The sequence below is a fragment of the Rhodohalobacter barkolensis genome (assembly GCF_002834295.1).
In the GTDB taxonomy this organism is placed as follows: Bacteria; Bacteroidota; Rhodothermia; order Balneolales; family Balneolaceae; genus Rhodohalobacter; species Rhodohalobacter barkolensis.
Map to the genome: position 1 here is coordinate 55,975 of NZ_PISP01000002.1, position 19,499 is coordinate 75,473.

The following is a 19,499-nucleotide window of genomic DNA, read 5'->3' on the forward strand; positions in this document are numbered from 1 at the left end:
TCAAAGGGGGAATTTTCACCTTAGTTCTCAATTAACATCAAACCATCCCTATGCGATATTTACTTACCATAATTATTATTTCGTTGAGCTTGTTTTCATGCGGGGCAACCTCATCGTCTTCCGGTGATCCGGATGAGCAAATCGAAACACAAACCGATCCGGATGATCTGTCTCAACAGGTTGTGATCCGGAGGACTGAATTTGGCGTACCGCATATGAATGCCGAAAACCTGGAAGCGGCCGGATTTGCTCTTGGATTCCTTCAGATGGAGGATCACGGTGATCGAGTTGCAGAATTGTTGCTGAAGTCTCGCGGTGAGTGGGCGAAATATAATAATTTGACCGGATCAGAGCGGTCATCCGCTATAGACAGCGATGCCTCAAACCGGCTCGACTACAAACGTGCGGTTGAAACCTGGCCTGCCCTTGAAAAAGATACACGTGATTTTATCAGTGGATTTGCCCAGGGTGTGAACCGCTATATTGAGATGCATCCTGATGAATTTGATGATTGGGTCAAGCCTCACTACACGGCGTACGATGTGCATGCCAGAAATATAGTTTCTCCAAGCAGCGGTTCCATTCGGCGGTTTCTATCGGCTTTTGAAAGACAAAGGGAACGAGAGGATAATGAAGTTGCAATGGGCGACAGGTTGAATGAAATTTCCCTACTGGAAGATCAAACGGTCTGGGCCAGACTGGCCGCAAAATCCGAAGAACCTCATCCGGATGTAGGGTCAAATGTTTGGGCCTTTGCGCCCGAGAGAACCACATCAGGGAATGCCATTCTGATGAGAAATCCCCATCTCTCCTGGGATGCTGGATATTATGAGGCTCAAGTGAAAGTGCCGGGTAAGTTCAATTTTTACGGTGATTTCAGAATTGGTCAGGCAGTAGGAATCATTGGTGGTTTTAATGAAAAGCTTGGGTGGTCAACCACAAATAACAGTCCCGACCTGGATGAGATCTATTCATTCACAGCTGATCCCGAACGTCCTGATCACTATCTACTGGATGGAGCGTCCGTTCCACTTCAAAAGGAGACCGTTTCTGTTGAGTTTAAATACGGTGAAGCAACTGGTACAGAAACCCGGGAGTTTTGGTCTACACCTTACGGGCCGGTCATCCTTCGGGAAGACGGAAAGGTTTATGTAATAAAGTCGGCCGGTGACGGTGAATTCAGAACAGGTGAGCAATTTTTCAAGATGATGAAGGCTCAAAATCTGGATGAATGGAAAGAGGCGATGCACATGCGCGCGCGGGTATCATCCAATTTGACCTATGCGGATGCCGATGGAAATATCTTTTATGTTTGGAATGCGAGCATGCCGGAACGGCCGCATGAAGCCGGAGGGGATACAACCGCATTTCACGTGACCTCATCGGATGAGATGTGGCACGATTTTACCGATTGGGAGATGCTTCCCCAGCTCGAGAATCCTGAAGGCGGATATCTGCGGAACGAGAATGACACGTTTCATTTTACGAATATGAATGAAATACTGCGTCCCGAAGATTACCCATCTTTCTACCCCGAACCACAGTTGCGTCTTCGCAGTCAGCACTCTCTTGAATTGATTGATAATGATGAGAAATTCTCCCTGGAGGATATAGTTGAGCTTAAACACAGTGAACGAATGCTGATGGCCGACCGGGTGAAAGCTAATTTGATTACCGCCGTTGAACAGACGGAACCGGAGGGTGAAATTGCCGAAGCTCTTCAGCTAATGAGAGAATGGGACAATACTGTTGCAAGAGACAGCCGCGGTGGAGTCCTCTTTAAAACCTGGTGGAACCGTTATTCTGCCACAGCCGACAGCCAGCGAGTTCAGAGCTCTCCGGAATCTGTTGGATACTCGGCAACTCCGGAGAAATTGTTTACTCAACCCTGGTCGTATGATGATCCGGTAAAGACCCCCTATGGACTGGCGGACTTTGAACGTGCAGCCGAGTCGTTTGAATGGGCGGTTGAAGAGGCCAAGGATCGTTACGGCCACTGGAATTTACCATGGGGCGAAGTCCACCGTGCGGTGATTGGCGAACTGGACCTGCCGGTTGGCGGTTGTACAGGCCTGCTTGGCTGTTACAGGGTGATCTGGTTTACAGATCATGAAGAGGATGATCAGAAGTTACAGGTACGTGGCGGCGACGGCTGGGTGTTTGCGGTTGAGTTTGGTGAAATTCCAAGAGCCTACACCGTGCTGGCTTATGGACAGAGTATCAAAGAAGATTCACCTCATTTCAATGATCAGCTTTTGATCTTCACCAATAATGAGATGACTCCGGTTGCCTTTACGGATGAAGATGTAGAAAAACAGCTGATTCGTGAGTATCGGCCCGGTGTGAAATAAAGTGTCTCCGTCAGACCGCTTCCCGCGGTCAGATGGGTATAAAAACCTTGGAGGTTTTGAAAACCTCCAAGGTTTTTTTGTTTTGAGGATTATTTAATGAACCTCACTACATTTCCACCATGAACGATGATTATCATCAAATAGAAAAAGTCATTCAGTTTTATCTGAAAAGCTCGAGAGAAGATTTTCAGCCGGATAGAGCTGCAGCACATGTGGGTTTGGACTCCTCTCAGTTAAAAATATTATTTGAAGAATGGGCGGGTGCAGATCCTGCTGTGTTTTTTAAATGTTTAAAACCTGCTTTTATCAAATCGCAAATGGATGGGGCCGTCACACTTTTCGATTATATGTTTGATGGTGAGAAATCTGAGCCAGAAATAAGTCCGGATCGCTATGTTGAAATAGAACCGATAAAACCCGCCGATCTCCAAAATGGATTAAAAATCTTTTACAGTTCGTCTCAAACGATGTACGGTGATATTTTGATCGCATCCTCAGGAAAAGGGATCTGTTATGTTTCATTCATAGATCAACCTGCTTCAGGAGCGGACCTATTAAAAAGGGCGTTTCCGGGATCTTTTGTGATCAATGAACAACATGATTTTCACAAAGAGGCATTGAAGTTCTTTCAAGAGAAAGCCGGTGATTCCAATGAGAAAAGGTTGAATCTTCATGTCAAAGGCACACCTTTTCAGTTAAGTGTTTGGAGAGCTCTACTCACCTTATCTAAAGGAGAGTTAACCACGTATGGGGATTTGGCCGGAATAAACGGTCGACCCAAAGCATCTCGAGCTGTGGGATCGGCAGTTGGGAAAAATCCGGTGGCCTTTATCATTCCTTGTCACAGAGTGATTGCATCAAGCGGGTTGATTGGTAATTATCGGTGGGGAAGTGTGAGAAAAGCAGCGATGGTGGGAAGAGAGTTAGCTGGAAATAAAAAGCCCGCCTCCAAAAAGGAGACGGGCTTTGAGTTAAGGAATTTATGAGGGATTTTTAGTTGACATCCCACCAAACTTTTCCATAGAGTGTATTTTCACCTCCAAATTGTCTCTGGATAGCTTCTTCGTAATTTTCAGTATTATTGAATGATTCTTCAGAAGTGTACGCCTGACGGGTGGGTACATCATTTCCACCGGAAGTAACAAAATTGGGAAAACCTGTACGTCTCCATTCTGCCCAAGCCTCATATCCATTTAAGAAGAGATGAACATATCGTTGGGTGGCAATCTGTTCGATTGCAGTTGATACATCAAATGCAATATCTGGTTGCGAGAGGAAGTCTGTTGCATCATCATCACTCCCAGTCCACTGGATAATTGATTGTGTGATAGCTTGATTGTAAAGATCTTCAGCATCTTCAGTTGTCCACCCACGTGCAGCGGCTTCTGCTCTTGCAAACAGAATTTGAGAATAAGTTACCAAATGGATTGTAGCATCTTGCCTTCTAATATCTTCACCGATCAGTGAAAACGCTTCTGTATTTTCACTAACAGGATCTGAACCAATTGGTAGCCCACGGTATTCCCCATCTGTTCTAGCAGGTTCACCATAAACTAAAAGCCTTGGGTCATCTACGGGTTCCATAATGTTGACTAATGTTTCAGTAAGTGCCCACCATTCTCTCGATTGGCGTTCAACCTGATTATACCAATAGTTTTCGTTGCTTTGGTCATCTAAGTGTTGATAAGCGAAATTATCATCTATGGAATCGATAATTGGAGAGGAAAGTGCATCATTAAATTGATCCTCAGCCTTAATTTCATCAACTTCTGAAAGGCGTAGTGCAATTAGTAGTTTTAATGAGTTTCCAAATTTTCTCCATTTTGCCATATCCCCACCAAACATTATATCACTGCTCAGAGATGTGGATTCATCAATCTGATTCACTCCTTCTTCTAAGAGTTCAAATAAATTATTATAGATTGATTCCTGTGTGTCATAGGCAGGGGTAATATTATCTCCTCCATTTAATGCTTCCGAAAATGGTACATCTCCCCATCGGTCGGTTACGTGCCAGAAGAAGTAAGCTTTAAGAATTTTAGCTACAGCTAATTGATTATCAGCAGAAGCTGTATTAATTACAGTTTCAACATTAATCAATGGGTTTTGATACCAGCCATAGAAGCTCGTGCCCTCCTGAGGATACAGTGATGCTACAACATATTGTGTTTCAGACATATACTGTCCCAAAAATTGGCCGGAAGTGTTTGAACTTGTATCGTATGTGTAGCGCATTGCATTTGCGAGTAGTTGCGGAGCGGATGCTTCGCTAGGCGAATTTGGGTTGTTATTGATATCATCATCTAACTCGATTAAATCGCAACTCACGAACAAAATTACTGTAAAGAATAATAAGGTTATTTTTTTCATGGTAGTAAATTTTAAAAAGTGAGATTAAGATCAATTCCGAATGAACGAACGGTGCTAAGTTGTCCGGATTCGTACCAGCTTATTGCCTGACTACCGGAGGATAATTCGGAAGGATCTAACCCTTTTGGTGCGTCTTGCCAAATCATAAATGGATTTTTTGCAGTTAAAGCAACATTTAGCTGTTGAATTGGCAAATGACCCAAAATATTAGAACCGAATGTATAGCCTAGTCTAACTTCCCGAAGCTTGATGTAGGATGAGTCATAGATATACTCTTCTGCAATACGCTGCCCCAAGATGCCATAATAAGTTTTGGCATCCGCATAACCAGTAACTTCTTCACCAGTTTCAGCGGATATACCTGTTACCTTAACGCCTCCGCCTTCATCAACGGGGTCGCGTACGTTATTTCCTAGATCGTTTAAAGCAGCCGTTTTTTCTGATTGCCCAGTTCGGTCAGCTAAAGATTGAGTTCTGCTGAAAAATTGCCCGCCGATTTGGAAGTCAATCATGGCGCTTAACTGAAAATTACGATAGTAAAATGAGTTCTGAAGCCCGCCAGTTGCGTCTGGGACTGCACTGCCGAAATCATGAGTTGCTTCTGTGTAGAGTGGTATAAAATTTTCATCTACTAGAATTTGTCCTGTGTCTTCATCCCTTTGGTATGCCTGGCCAACAATACTTCCGAAAGGTTGGCCTTCAAAAGAATCTAAATAGGTTGTAACTCCAGAATATGTTGTAGATGAGTAGCCATAAACGTCGATACCTGGATAAAGTTCTACAACTTCACCTTGGTTTCGACTGATGTTAAATGTGGCGTCCCATGTAAAGCTTTGGGTTTGAACTGGTGTAGCGTTTAAGCTGAGTTCTATCCCGGAATTTTCGATCAACCCTGCGTTAATTGTAGCTCCGCCATATCCACTGGTACCTGATATATCCAGATTAATAATCTGGTTTTCATTACGTTGTGTATACCATGTAAATTCTATACCGAATCGGCTGTAAAAATCGAGATCGAAGCCTGCTTCATATGAGTGTGAAAACGAAGGTTCAATATTAGGATTGTTTAGTGTGCCGGGGAGTCTTAATGTACTGATTGATCCATATTCGGTTCCAACAACAAAAGACTGAGTGGTTTGATATGGAGAAAGGTCAGACCCAGCCTGTGCATAACTCATTCTCAGTTTACCTAGTGTTAAAGGCTCCCAATCAACAACTTCACTAAAAACAAAACTACCTGAAATAGAAGGATACCAGTAGGAGTTATTGTCTTCGGGAAGTGCAGAAGATTTATCATTTCGAAGTGATACGTCAATGAAATATGTATCCATATATCCAAATGATGCCAAGCCATAGGCACTCAGGATTTTTTTCTGAAGTAGATAAGAACTTGTATTTGGTCTGTCAATTGAGGCATCAATATTGAAAAACCCGGGTGCGGATAAACCGCCAGAAGTAGATTGTGATACATATGAATATTTGCGATCATAGATATTTGCTCCAAGACTACCATCGAGTGAGAATTCTCCCCAGCGATTTTCATATTGTGCAAGCAGTTCATAATTCATCTCGCGGTTTTCATACTTACCTGTAGAATATGAGGGGGTACCGGTTCCTCCAAAAGCAGTCCGGCTCTCAATATTCTGTGTATACATATCAGATCGAACGAAAGCGCTGATTGACAAAACTTCGCTTGGTTGATAAGTAGTTCCTATATCTCCAAAAAGCCTTGTGCGACTATCTTCGCCAATATTTTCATAAGCATTGAAATAGGGATTATTAAAATAGAGTGGGTTGAAGTGTGCTGCTTCTCCTTCAGCAGTACGCAATCCTGTTAAATTCCAATGTTTTATGGTCCCATCCTCATAGCGGTAGTCTTTCATCCTGTTCATATCGATATTTCTTTGGAACCACTGGCCAAAATATCTTGAGCCGGCCTGTACGCCTTGTGAAGGTCTGCGTGCACTATTTGTAGCAAAGTTGACATTTGACGAAACACTCCATTTGTCAGACATATCTGCTCCGGCACTTACTCCTACATTATTTCTCTGTAATTCAGTATTAGGTTCTACACCAGTTATGCTAGTATTGTTAAAGCTAATGCGAAGCTGAGTGTTTTCTCCTCCACCTGAAATGGTAGCACCCTGACTAAAATTAGTACCGGTTTCATAGTAATCTTTAATATTATCCGGTTGTGGATCAAACGGGCGTAGTTCTCCATAACTTGGATCTTGTGGATAGAAACTGTCGTAATGTCTGACTGGTGTTCCGTCCATTCTTGGTCCCCAACTTTCATCATAGTTAGTTTGCACGTATGGGTCTCCATTGGGAAGAGTAGGAAAAGTCTGCATACTTCCGGCGCCGTATTTATTTTGAAGAGGCATTAAATTTCCAACACGATCAATAGATGTACTTGCGTTTAGCTCAACAGTAAATCTTTCGGAGTCTTTTGCACCTTTTTTGGTTGTTATCATAATAACACCGTATTGACCCCGAATACCATAGAGAGCAGAAGCTGCGGGTCCTTTTAGAACGTTTATGGATTCGACATCCTCTGGGTTTACATCTTGGGCAAGGTTACCATAATCTCGTCCGGTACTACCTGCAAAATTGGCATTTGAAATTGGTGTTCCATCTAAAACTACAAGTGGTTCACCTCCTCCGCCGATAGAGTTTACACCCCGAATTTTAATTTTTTGTGTCCCTCCCATGCTTGCTCCGGATGAACCGACAACTTGCACACCGGAAATTTTACCTGCCAGGGAACCGATTACATTTTTCTCGTTTGCATAGGTTATGTTTTCACTCGATACAGATTGAGTAGAGTATCCGATGGATCGCTGATCTCTAGTTATACCAAGAGCTGTGACGACCACTTCTCCGAGTTCATCAACAGCTTGGCTCATTTCAAAATTGACTATGGATTCCTCGCCATCTTCTACTGTTATGGTGCGGCGGGAGGTTGTATACCCGATATAACGGGCCTCGATGCGGTATTCCCCTTCCGGAATATCTGCTAAAAGATATGTACCATCAGAGCCCGTAGCATCTCCGATATTTAATGACGGAATAACAACGTTTACTCCAATGAGAGGATCACCATTTTCAGAATCTGTTACTCGACCTGTGATGGAGCCCTGAAATAGTTCAACTTCCTCCGCAACCTCCACTTCCTTCTCATAGAGGATGAGGGTTTTTTGATCCTCGCTGAGCATGATGCTTAGATCGGTTCCCTCCAACAGATCATTGAGAACTTCGTAAATCAATTTATCATCCACATTGTATGTGACATTCGTGTCATCTATAGCTTTTGTATTAATTGAAATACCAACATTCAATTCTTCAGCAATCTTGTGTAAAATATCGATTAACGGTTTGTCTTCGACATGGATTGAAATCCGAAGATTTTCACTGTCTGATTTAGAGACATACAGTTGAGATAACATTTCAGTTTGCTGTTGCTGCAACATTAAATTGTCTGCCATATTCATAGTCGAAGCAAGGGAGTTTGCATTTGAAGTAAATGAAAACATCAGCCCGATTATGATGGTGCACAATCCTATCTGCAGCCACTCAATTATTATAAGTGTAGCTTTTTTCATCATATCTGAGATTAAGAGTTGATTGGGTTATTGGGTTTTGTCCATAAAACATCATTCCTATCCGGATTATAGCTGAACTGGAGATTCAGTGTATTGGCGATGATGTCGAGTATAGATTCAAGGTCTTTCGCAGCTACATCCAGGCTTAATGCAAGTTTGCCTATGTGCTGTTGGTCATAACGGATTCGAACGTTGTATTTTCTTTCAAGAAAACGATTTACCTGCCATAAGGGATCATTGTAAAATGTGAGCCTTCCATTAATCCAGCTTAAATAGTTTATAACCGGCGCTTGCTCAATCAGAATTTCATCATTTTGAAGGTTGTAAAGAGCAAAAGTATCTTTAGTAAGAATCGCTCTGTTTTCACTTCGATTTACATTATTGAGCGAAACCTTCCCTTCGGTCACTGCTACTTGTACATTGCGGGCAAGAGTATCTACTTTTACATTAAATTCAGTTCCTAAAACCCTCACTTGAGCTTTATCAGCCTGAATAATAAATGGTTTGGAACTATCTTCTGCGACCTGAAACCAAGCCTCCCCTTTAAGACGTACTTCTCTCACATTGTCAGAAAATACCTCAGGCAGAACAATTGAAGAATTTGAATTTAATCTAATTTGTGTGCCATCAGACAGAGTCATTAACCTGTGCTGATCTTCTTGAGTTGATATGGTTTTGTACACCTGCTTAGCTGTTTGCTCACTCACAGGATTTGAATGCTGCAGGATTAAATAACTGCCACCCAGGATGGTAAAAAACAATAGTACAACTGCAGCTCGTATGATCCATTTAAAATCATCCTGTTTATTTATACTTTTGGATCTTTTTTTTCGAATATTTTGAAGCATTCGATCCGTGGGGACATCTGGGAAGAGCAGTAGATTCTCTTCTTCTGCGTAATGATGCATATCTTGCTCTAATTTCATTTCAAGATACTCGGCACCTTCCTTCGTTTTAAACCAATCGTAAACCTGCTCCAACTCTTCAGAGTTACACTGATTTCTAAAAAACTTTTTAAGTAGTTGTTTATTCAACAAATAGTAATTTTGATGTGATTTATAAGTAAGACACACGCCGAGGGCATAAGTATGGCGAGATTTATAAATTTTTTTCATTACCCTGGAAATATGGGCATATCATGGCCGTAAGGAGAGTGCTTTTATAATTGGCAAGACGAATTAATCAGCGAGACATCAAGTAAGGAGTGTTTAATAATGACCTCAAAATTTCGCATCACCGGGAAACGGTTGCGGCTCGGAACGCCTTGTTGGGGAAACTTAAAGCCAAATAATTGAAAATTTTATAACTCGAACTGAGTTTACTAAGCTAACTGTGTTTGGCTTTATTTGTTTTAATCCCCGCATGGCGGCTGAGGTACTCTCTTATGAATTTTGAAGCTTGGTAATACTGTGATTTTACAGTGTGAATTGTGATTCCCAGCTCGTTCGCGATTTCACTGTTGGTTAGTCCCAAATTAGATTTCATATTAAAAATCTCTCTTTTCCCCTCAGAAAGTTGTTCCAACCCTTTATCCAGGATAGCCTGATACTGTGAATAAAGGACAATATATTCCGGTTGATTTGAGCTGGAAGTTTTTTGCTGCTCGTACTTTATGGATTTCAACACTTTCCCTTTCTGGTTTCGAATCATATTTAACACATGATTGCGTGTTGTTGTAAACAGAAAAGCTTTTATGTTCGATGATATTGAGCTCCTATTTTCCCAAAGCTTGATAAACACAACCTGGACGGCATCTTCTGATAACACGCGGCTTTTTAGATATGAAAATGCAAAACAGTAGATCCGTTTATGGTAGCGGCTATAAATTTTCTCATATGCCTGCTCGTCACCCAAGCGTAGTTGAATTAATAATTTATCTGTATCAAAATCTCGCATATGAAATATTTTGGTTAACCACTCACTATATTGGTTAAAATCCGGACAATATTCAAACATTAAGTTTATGTGGCTCTTAAGATTACCAAAGCAGGAGATTTTTTGGCTTTAATAATGCACCATCTTTTTTGGGAAAAAATGCTTTTGAAAAACCTGATACTCTAGCTTATTGAAAATAAAAAAACCCGACCTCAGTGAAGAGATCGGGCTTCGTTCAGTTTCTAAGCTTTATTCAGTGAATCACTGAGCATCCCAGAATACACGATCAGTCATAGACCGGTTAGGCACGTTTGCCTCGTTTCTCTGAAGTTCAGAGTCGGGATAGCGTACCAATCGGATCATCTCACCACCAAGTGCTGAGTTTTCCGGTGCTTCAAAATCAGCATACTGATAGTCGTATCGGCGTGCATCATTCCATGTTTCAGGATTCAGGAAAGTAGCGATGTACTTCTCCTTCATGATTTCGTCGATGGTTAGATTGGCTGAGCCAACGGAAACAACTGGATCACTCCAGTAGGCGTCGATATCAGCTTGCTCAACACCGAGTTTTTCCATGTGAGCACGAATGCCCTCTTCGTATGCAGCATATGCACGAGCTTCCTGTCCGCCTGCAGCCAATGCCGCTTCAGCTTCAATGAATTTTAACTCGGCATAGGTCATATTCTCCAGGGGAGCGGTTGGTCCTGATGCATAGTATGAGTCTACGGCAAGAACAGCGCGTACACCCTGTTCAGGATCTTCGCCACGACCTGCACCGTTACGGGTACCCACATATTCACCAAATCGTGGGTCCTCTTCATCTGAAACAGGTTCAGTGATGAATTCAATTCTTGGATCTTCAACACCGTATGTGTCACCGTTCAGTTGATTAACTGTTTGTTCAGATAACCATCCGCCAAGAAGCAGATCCGCGTTATTTACAGCAACCCGGTACCATGGATTCTGGCTGGCAGTGCTTTCGTCAAAAAACTCCATTTCGAAGTCTTCATTATTTCCGGAAAACCCATTATCTACAGCTTCTAAAACGGCTGTTGGGTCATAATTGCCGAGTTTGCTGTAGTGGTTCAGGAATCGTGCCTGCAATGAATAGGCAGTGCGCGTCCAGGCTGTAAGGTCACCACCATAAATCATATCTCCGTCGCTAGGAGAAGCTGTTGATTCAGTAGCTGATAACTCAGTAACGGCATCACTCAGATCCTGAAGAATATTTTCATAGATATCTTCAGAATTGTCATAGGTAGGTTGTAGTGACTCCTGAGAGAAAGCATCTGAATATGGAACGTCACCAAACATATTTACTAATAACCCAAGGTTATAAGCACGTAATACTTTGGCTACCCCACTATAGTGAGGCGAATCTTCTTCTTCGGCTTGTTTAATTATTTCATTAAGGTCACCAATATTAAAATAAAGATTAGACCATGTTCCGCCGTAAGAAACAGACTCATGGATATCCGTACTTGAGGCCTGGTTTGGTGATGCAAAGTGCTGAACAAAGAATGAAGTAGTAGAACCGACTCGCTGTGTGTTACGAGTGGTTTCAAATGTTGTCTGATATAAAAGTGCCCCGATAGGTGCTGAAGTCGGATTGTTCGGGTCATCATTAATATCTAAATAATCACTACACCCTAATGCCATGAGTGTAGTCAATACAAATACAGAAAGTAATTTTATTGAATGTTTCATTGTGTAATACCTCATGGATTAAAAGGAGAAATTAAGTGAGAACGTCAGGCTTCTTGTACCCGGGTATGCCAGATCAACCAAACCCACCAGGTTACTTCCTGAACTTACGAACGCTTCAGGATCGTACTGTGAGAAGGGAGTCCAAAGCAGAATGTTGTTAGCATTCACGCCGGCCCGAATATTTGTAAACGGTATATTTTCGAGTACAGACTGCGGTAACGTATAACCGAGAGCCACGCTTCGCAATTTAACGTATGAAGCATCTTCGGTTGATTCCTCTACAGCAACACGATATGTGTTTCTGTGGTAACCTGCTCCGTAATTGCGTCCTGTTTCAGGATCCACTCCTTGTCCCAGCCAAACTTCCTGAGTGTTGGGAGAACCGTCTTCTAAAACGCCGTCAAACACAACATAATCTTCTCTGTTGAGTGTTTTGGTTGTGTGACCAAAAGCAGCATCCCAGTTATCCAGTTTGTTGTATTTGTCAACACCGTAAACAATGTCAATGTTGAAGGAGAAGTCCCATGACTTATAGTTGAACTGGTTGAATAAGTTCGCTGTCCAGTCTGGTGTAGCATCACCTACAATTTTCGGATCACTTTCTACAACAGGAAATCCGTCGTCGCCAATGATAATTGGAAGACTGGTGTCTATTGTGTTCGACTCGGGATCCGCTCCGTAGCGAGCATAATGGGTGCCCCAGATGGCTCCATAAGATTCACCCGGTATCAGCTGCATAAACGGATTGTTAATGTAGGCTGAAATTTGTCCCAGGAAAATCGCATCTACACCATCACGGATTGCCACAACTTCGTTGCGGTTTCGGGTGAAGTTTGAATTGATATTCCATTGGAAATCGCGGGTCTCAACCGGAGTAGCTCTAACAGAAAGTTCAATTCCTCTGTTTTCAATTTCACCGGCGTTAGTTATAAACTGAGAAGATCCTGTAGCGTTTGAAACAGGTACAGGAATAATCATGTCTTTACTGTTTGCCTTATACCATGTGAAGTCGAAACCTAATCTATTATTCAGGAATCGTAAATCAAAACCAAGTTCAGATGAAGTTGTTCTTTCTGGTTTTAAATCTGAACTGTTAATAGTAGCTCCTTTGGTAAATCCAATCTGACTATCGAGTGGGAAAATAGATGGTGCAACGTAAACGTCTTGAGTTGAATATGGAGGGGCATCTTTACCCACCTCTGCATAAGAAGCTCGGAATTTACCATACGTCATCCAGTTTGGTAATTCAATCATGTCACTGAACACATACCCTAGATTAACTGATGGATAGAAAAATGAGCGTTCATCTTTAGGAAGTGTAGAAGTCCAATCATTTCGGCCAGTTACATTCAAGTATAAAACGTCATTCCAATCAAGATTTAGGTCCCCATAAAGACCAATTAATCGACGTTGTGATAATCTTTGATAAATGCTGATATTCGCTGCGTTACTAAAATGATTGAATTCACTAGCTGAAAATCGCTCACCTCTAGCTCGCACAGTATTAGATGATCTATCAAAAATATCATTACCCACACGTAAACTCATTCCAATGTCCTGCGTTAGATCTAAATTGATGTTAGCAGCAAGGTTGGAAGATAAATCAGTACTGGAAATGCGTCCTTCTTGACGATATCCGCCAACGTTACTCCAAACGAATTCATTTTCTAATCCCCGCGGACCGGGTTCAATGTCGGTACGTTCATCAGAATAGGTATCTATACCCAACATGTACTCAAGAGACAACCAGTCTGCAAACTCATAAGATGTTCTGAGATTACCAATGAGGCGGTTAACGTCATCTTCATATGTATTTATTTCGGCATCATAAATAGGATTTCGTCCAGATCCTCTTCCGTCGCGGCTGTCAGATTTCATGGTGCCATCTTCGTGTCTCCAGTCTGTTACATCAGCACTTGTATTCCAATAAGCAAGACGCGCCATAAAGTTAATAAATGGTACCCGGCTACCACCCGAGTTGATGTAGTTAGCACTAGCTGCTACAGTTAAAGGTCCTTGAAACAACTCACCGGAAACCCGGATAGAAGTTCTGTCCCAATCGTTGTTCGGGAGAATACCTCTATTGTTAGAATTAGAAATAGAAGTATAAAAAGTGACGTTTTCTGTACCACCGGAAACACTTACTGAATTGTTAATACCAATCCCGGTTCTCATGGAGTTCTCCCAATTGTTATAGTAGGTCAATTCGGGAGTCTCACTATATGGTGCTCCCCATGCTGGCCAGAATCCATCGGGTGCAGATGAGAAACCAAAACCGGGCCCATAAACATCCTGGTAGTCAGGTTGGTTAATTACATCTTCGCGGCTGATGCTGTGTGCGAAGTCAACTTGAATGTCCCCAGCCTCTCCTTTTTTAGTTGTAATGATGACAGCGCCATTTGCAGCACGTACGCCGTACAGAGCGGTAGCTGGAGCACTTTTAAGAACTGAAATTGATTCAATATCATTAGGGCTTAAGTCCATGGCTCTGTTAGACATACCTCTGACTCCGATAGAGGCTTCAGTGGTAGAGTTGTCGATAGGCACTCCATCTACAACAAAAAGAGGCTGGTTATCTGCGGTTGGGTCAAGAGAGTTAAATCCTCGAATGAAGATTTGCATTCCCTGGCCGGCACCACCACCACCTTGATTAATTTGAACACCGGATACTTGCCCCTGGAGTGCACCCAAAAGGTTGTCAGAGCCGGCACGTCCAATGTCTTCGGCACTTACGTCCTGGATGGAATAGCCGATAGACCGGCTTTCTCTTTCCACACCGAAGGCGGTTACAATCACTTCGCCCAGTTCGTCAACAGCAGCGCTCATTTCGAAATTAACGATGGTTTCCTGGCCATCTTCTACTGTAATAGTGCGGCGAACTGTTTCAAAACCGACGTATCGAGCTTCAATACGGTATTCACCTTCAGGAACATCTGTAAGCAGATAAGTTCCGTCAGATCCTGTTGCGTCACCGATGTTGAGTGAGGGTAATACCACATTCACACCTATCAATTCTTCGCCGGTTTCTGCATCTGTTACCGTACCGGAAACAGAACCTTGTGCAAAGGCCTGTGAGGCGGATAACAGGAAGAAAATACCGAGCAAAGAGAGTAATTTGAATCGTAGCACTTTTTGCATAATTCTCCTTCTTATATGTTTCTATTTAGATGATATGAGAGTTCGAAAGTTGAATTGAGCTTACTTTCCGATTTTTTCCCATCATTTTTTATTTAAGCAGTTTCAGTAAATGTGAGTTCTTACTGAATATAACACTCTCAATATTCACCAATATCTGAATCATTATCAATGGAAAAAGCGCTTTTATTCATAGAAAGAATGGGAGCACGAGATAAGGATTTTTTGATATAAAACAGGATAAATATTGTTTTAAGTTCTTATTAAATAATTAGATGAAGTTTCAACCACTTGTATTGGGCTGTTTTTACTAATTTGCAATGCAGAATTCTTTTACAAACTTTCATTGATAAGTTCACCATTTTTGGTGCGTGTTCTAATTTCTCATAAACCATATAATTATCACTACTCATGCTCCTTAAATCAATAGTCAGACTTCTCATTTTATCCGTTATTAGCCTGATTTTTTTATCCTGCCAAACTTCGGAGATTGTTACCTCAGATGAGTCCGATTCAGATGATATGCCCAAATTGCATCAGATTTTTGAAGAGTCTGAAGTGTTCTCTCAAAGTATGACCGGTTTTGCTCTTTATGATCCGGAAACGGAAACTATGCTCTACGAAAGGGAGTCCGACCAATTTTATGTACCGGCATCCAATACCAAGATCCTGACACTGTACGCTGCAATGAATGAGTTGCCGGACACGCTCCCCTCTCTGAGGTACGCAGTTAGAAACGATACTCTCTATTTCCAGGGAACAGGGGATCCGGGATTTTTGAATCCCAATTTCGAATTTACAGAGGTGTATGATTTTTTAAAGAGTCGGGATGAAGTGATGGTGTTTACGGATCAGAATTATTCGGATGAACATTTTGGTGCCGGCTGGGCGTGGGATTGGTATCCGGCAGCCTATGCTCCCGAAAAATCACCGTTCCCCATCTATGGTAACATGATGAGACTGCAGACCGAGCAGGTTGCATTGGTTCAATTGAATGAAGAGACACCAGTGAAGCCGAAATTTTTCGAGCGATATATTGAGCGCGACGAATGGAACGGTGAGGAGATTCAGCTGGTGAAACGTTCACAGAGATCAAACGACATTCTGTACACCCCGAAAGCAGATACCGCAAGGCAGGAGCGAAATGTGCCGTTTGTTTATGACAATGATCTTTTTGTAGAGATGCTGTCAGATACACTGGGCAGAGAGGTTCAATATGCAGAATCTGTAGATCTTGATTTCACGGATACCCTATATGCTACACCGGCTGATTCACTTTACAAGCGATTTATGGTGGTTAGCGACAATTTCATCGCAGAACAGCTCATGCTTATGATTTCTGAACAGCAGTTTGGAGAGATGAATACCACTCGGGGTATCCGGTTTGCACTGGATGAATATTTTGATGATCTGCCGCAACGACCAAATTGGCGTGATGGCTCCGGTCTGACGAAATACAATCTGGTTACGCCACACTCTCTTGTGATGTTGCTTGAAAAACTGGTTAATGATTTCGGTGAAGAGAAAGTTCTAAGCTACTTCCCAATTGGGGGAGTTCGGGGTACAATTAGCGGACTTTACAGAGCACCGGAAGGGGAAGAACCGTACGTCTATGCAAAAACAGGAACGCTCAGTAATACCACTGCACTGAGTGGATACATCTTTACCGATTCCGGCCGGCGATTGAACTTTAGTATTCTGAACAACAATTACGTTATCGGTAATAACCAAATGAGACTGGAGATGCAGAAAATTATGGAGTTTATAAAAGAGAATTATTGATCTTCGTCCCCGACAGACCGCTAAAGTCGGTCAATTGGGTTGGTGAGGTTTGAAAGAACTCGTGGCACGCCTCAAAGTCGTGCCACGAGTGTTTTTATCACTTTCAACGTCAGAACGCTTCAAGCAGTCAGACGGATTTGAATTGGAAATATAATCGGTTAGCCATGGAGTTTTTGTTTGAAATATTGTTCATTGGAATTCGCCTCTATTCATGTTTACTGCAAGCCAATCCCTCTGTTCGGCGGGCAATAGTGAGCTCTCAACAAACCCGGGGTGAAACCCCGGGCTATATACAGGTCACTCCTACGGAATTGTTAATTGATAACAATTCGTATTTCAGGCGCCTTCCATTTTTTGAGAACAACTAGAAGAGAGAGCAAGAATAAATTTTTGTTCTCGTATCACGCTTCAAAGTCGTGTCACAAAAGTTTCTGAGACAGGTTCTACGTCAAAACGTTTCAAGCGGACCGACGGGTTTGATTAACTATCCTCTCCTCTTGAGAGGAGACAGAAGGTAAATGCGTTCAGCATTTCCTTCAGAGGTGTGTTCACTATGAGTCGAGCCTTTCCACTACTTAGTAGAAAATGGGCTCAAGAGGGTACGTATGAAGCTGGAAATCCGCCTGACGGAATCCGCGAAATCCAGTAATCCATTCAATCCGCGTCTCTACTTGACCAATAACATTTTTTTGGAAAGAACAGTCCGGTCTGTTGTAATCCGGTATACATACAATCCCGAAGCGAGCCCGCTTCCATTAAAATCAACAGAGTAGAAACCGGCTGAGTGTTCTTCATTCACCAGGGTTTGAACTTTTCTGCCAATCGCATCAAAAACTTCAACTTTTACGGGCTGTGTTTCAGTGATAGCGTATTCAATTTTTGTGACAGGGTTGAAGGGATTGGGATAATTTTGAGCGATCAGATCTTCCTCAGGCAGTGCTGATGTAATATTGAGAGTGTAATTGGCAGTGCCGGATCGATTGGTATTTACAATGGCTATGGAAATATCAATAAGATCCTCCCATTCCCAGGTTGTTTGCAATGTTTGAATGTCGCTATCAGACTGAAGGGCCAATTGAACTTCAGCACTTCCGTCAGTGAAATAACCGATAACACCCAGTCCTACTCCGGGTTCGTCCGATTCAAGAGTAAAAAGAGGTTGCCCGAGAGCCACATTAGAAGGAGACGCGCTCAAAAAATGTGCAGCTTTACTCCGTAGTGTAAACCCCTGTGTACTGCCCGGAGCCATTCCGATATTGTTCGTTAAATTCGGATTCGGATAGTTTTCCTTGTCCTCAAAACCGTAATCAAAAAGTGAGTAGACCGGTCCCGCTCCGAGATGCCAAAGCATATTATTCAGATGTTCCCGGCTCAGTTGTCGATTCCTGTTATTCAGTGAAACCTCAACTGCATCGAAAAAGGGTTTGGTGCGGTCGTCTATAAACTGCTCCCAAACTTCTACCCAGAATTCCATTCCGTACTGCTCGGCAAAATAGAGCATCCAGGTTATATGATTGTATGCGCCGGGTGTAGGATTGCCGGGTGTACCAAATATGGATTGACTGTTGGGCTCTTCCGAATCAAATCCATCCCGGATATAGTTGTAGTAATCATTTACGTCGGGGTAGACAATCTCTTCCATGAGCGTGGCATCCATCTCAATCCAGTCCGTACTGCCTGCGCTGCCGTCCCAGCGATTGGTGGCATATTGGATAGCGTGTTTTATTTCGTGTGCGATGGTTGCGTAGAGCGCTCCAAATACTTGGCCCTCGGGGTGAGTATTTGGCGGGAAGTTTTGAAAATTGTTGTGAATGGTGATGTAGCTCGTAGATCCGGATGACGTGGTGGTGCCATAGAAATTAATGTTCTCAAAGTAGATCTCATACGGTTCGCTTTGTATAAAATCGACAAAGCCGAGCTCTTCAACCTGATATCTGTATGATGAATCAGCGGCTTCTGCGGCCAGGTAAATGTAATCGGGCACACCGGCTTCGATGGTGCTCTCTGACGGCACGGCGTGATCTCCCTCAGTTTCGTAGTAGAGAATAAAATTACCTTCTGAGGAAATATACTCGTTGAGGTGAGTGGATTCGGGCCGGTTAAAATAGGATTCAATTTCTGAAACATCAGAATGAGGTAATTGATCTTTTAAATGGTGAAATTCGGCATGGATGGGAACCGTACATTTGATCGGTCGGTGCTCAATGTTATCATTCAACTGCTGATCTGATTCGCCGGATCTATATGTAAACCGAAGCTTTTCAATCAGTGCAGTTTCCCTTGTGATTTCCCCACGATTCAATGCTTCATCCAACTCTCTGAAGACCGGATGCTGCGCAGTTTGGGCAGAACTGTCGACAGAAACGACGGTTAAGCCAAACAGCAGAAAAAGTAAAATCAGATATTTAGAATTAGACATGTTTTACAACAAAGAGAGATAATAAAGTATTGAAAAATTCGTAATTTTAAGGCTGTGTAAAAACAGGTATTACCTTGAGTTTGATTGATGAATTTGATCACTGCGTTCCCCTCCTGTGTAAGGAGGGGACAGGGGTGGTAGCCTAATAAATTTTTGTCTTCAATGTACAGAATTTACTTTTTCAACCACCCCTAAATCCCCTCCTTGAAAATGAGGGGACTTTCAGCTGCTTAATTAACGTTTAAAAATCAATCTCAA

The 19,499-nt window shown here is 42.4% G+C and carries 10 protein-coding genes; 3 read left to right on the forward strand and 7 right to left on the reverse strand.

The window, feature by feature from the left end:
• Nucleotides 1–50: 50 nt before the first annotated feature.
• On the forward strand, nt 51–2,351 hold the full coding sequence (locus tag CWD77_RS07920) for a penicillin acylase family protein (protein ID WP_101073032.1): 2,301 nt from the start codon (nt 51–53) through the stop codon (nt 2,349–2,351).
• A gap of 119 nt (nt 2,352–2,470) precedes the next feature.
• A complete protein-coding gene (locus CWD77_RS07925; protein WP_101073033.1) occupies nt 2,471–3,337 on the forward strand; it encodes a methylated-DNA--[protein]-cysteine S-methyltransferase in 867 nt (288 codons plus the stop codon).
• 7 nt (nt 3,338–3,344) lie between these two features.
• Here the strand turns inward: CWD77_RS07925 and CWD77_RS07930 are convergent, their stop codons facing one another.
• The 6 genes from CWD77_RS07930 to CWD77_RS07955 form a co-directional block, all read right to left on the reverse strand.
• Complete coding sequence (locus tag CWD77_RS07930) at nt 3,345–4,679, reverse strand: SusD/RagB family nutrient-binding outer membrane lipoprotein (protein ID WP_240596734.1); 1,335 nt, start codon at nt 4,677–4,679, stop codon at nt 3,345–3,347.
• Nucleotides 4,680–4,732: 53 nt separating this feature from the next.
• Nucleotides 4,733–8,326 carry a SusC/RagA family TonB-linked outer membrane protein gene (locus CWD77_RS07935; RefSeq protein WP_240596735.1) on the reverse strand — a complete coding sequence of 1,198 codons (3,594 nt, stop codon included), beginning with the start codon at nt 8,324–8,326 and terminating at the stop codon, nt 4,733–4,735.
• Nucleotides 8,327–8,334: 8 nt separating this feature from the next.
• Nucleotides 8,335–9,357: a FecR family protein gene (locus CWD77_RS07940; RefSeq protein ID WP_165779108.1), complete on the reverse strand. Its 1,023-nt coding sequence runs from the start codon at nt 9,355–9,357 to the stop codon at nt 8,335–8,337.
• Nucleotides 9,358–9,649: 292 nt separating this feature from the next.
• Entirely contained in the window at nt 9,650–10,219 is a 570-nt protein-coding gene (locus CWD77_RS07945) for an RNA polymerase sigma factor (protein WP_165779109.1), read from the reverse strand.
• A gap of 240 nt (nt 10,220–10,459) precedes the next feature.
• Nucleotides 10,460–11,905 (reverse strand): SusD/RagB family nutrient-binding outer membrane lipoprotein, encoded by a 1,446-nt coding sequence (locus tag CWD77_RS07950; protein ID WP_101073037.1) that lies wholly within the window; start codon nt 11,903–11,905, stop codon nt 10,460–10,462.
• 18 nt (nt 11,906–11,923) lie between these two features.
• Nucleotides 11,924–15,043, reverse strand: a complete 3,120-nt coding sequence (locus CWD77_RS07955) for a SusC/RagA family TonB-linked outer membrane protein (protein ID WP_101073038.1) — start codon at nt 15,041–15,043, stop codon at nt 11,924–11,926.
• A 519-nt stretch (nt 15,044–15,562) separates the two neighbouring features.
• Between CWD77_RS07955 and CWD77_RS07960 the strand changes: the two genes are divergently transcribed.
• Entirely contained in the window at nt 15,563–16,822 is a 1,260-nt protein-coding gene (locus tag CWD77_RS07960) for a D-alanyl-D-alanine carboxypeptidase (protein WP_165779110.1), read from the forward strand.
• Between the two features lie 667 nt (nt 16,823–17,489).
• On the opposite strand, the gene CWD77_RS07965 is transcribed toward CWD77_RS07960, so the two are convergent.
• Nucleotides 17,490–19,241 carry an MXAN_6640 family putative metalloprotease gene (locus CWD77_RS07965; RefSeq protein WP_101073040.1) on the reverse strand — a complete coding sequence of 584 codons (1,752 nt, stop codon included), beginning with the start codon at nt 19,239–19,241 and terminating at the stop codon, nt 17,490–17,492.
• Nucleotides 19,242–19,499: the final 258 nt, after the last annotated feature.

Coding starts and splice junctions, on each gene's coding strand:
- CWD77_RS07920 (WP_101073032.1), top strand. CDS start 51: ATGCGATATTTACTTACCATAATTATTATTTCGTTGAGCTTGTTTTCA.
- CWD77_RS07925 (WP_101073033.1), top strand. CDS start 2,471: ATGAACGATGATTATCATCAAATAGAAAAAGTCATTCAGTTTTATCTG.
- CWD77_RS07945 (WP_165779109.1), bottom strand. CDS start 10,219: ATGCGAGATTTTGATACAGATAAATTATTAATTCAACTACGCTTGGGT.
- CWD77_RS07960 (WP_165779110.1), top strand. CDS start 15,563: ATGCCCAAATTGCATCAGATTTTTGAAGAGTCTGAAGTGTTCTCTCAA.
- CWD77_RS07955 (WP_101073038.1), bottom strand. CDS start 15,043: ATGCAAAAAGTGCTACGATTCAAATTACTCTCTTTGCTCGGTATTTTC.
- CWD77_RS07950 (WP_101073037.1), bottom strand. CDS start 11,905: ATGAAACATTCAATAAAATTACTTTCTGTATTTGTATTGACTACACTC.
- CWD77_RS07965 (WP_101073040.1), bottom strand. CDS start 19,241: ATGTCTAATTCTAAATATCTGATTTTACTTTTTCTGCTGTTTGGCTTA.
- CWD77_RS07935 (WP_240596735.1), bottom strand. CDS start 8,326: ATGATGAAAAAAGCTACACTTATAATAATTGAGTGGCTGCAGATAGGA.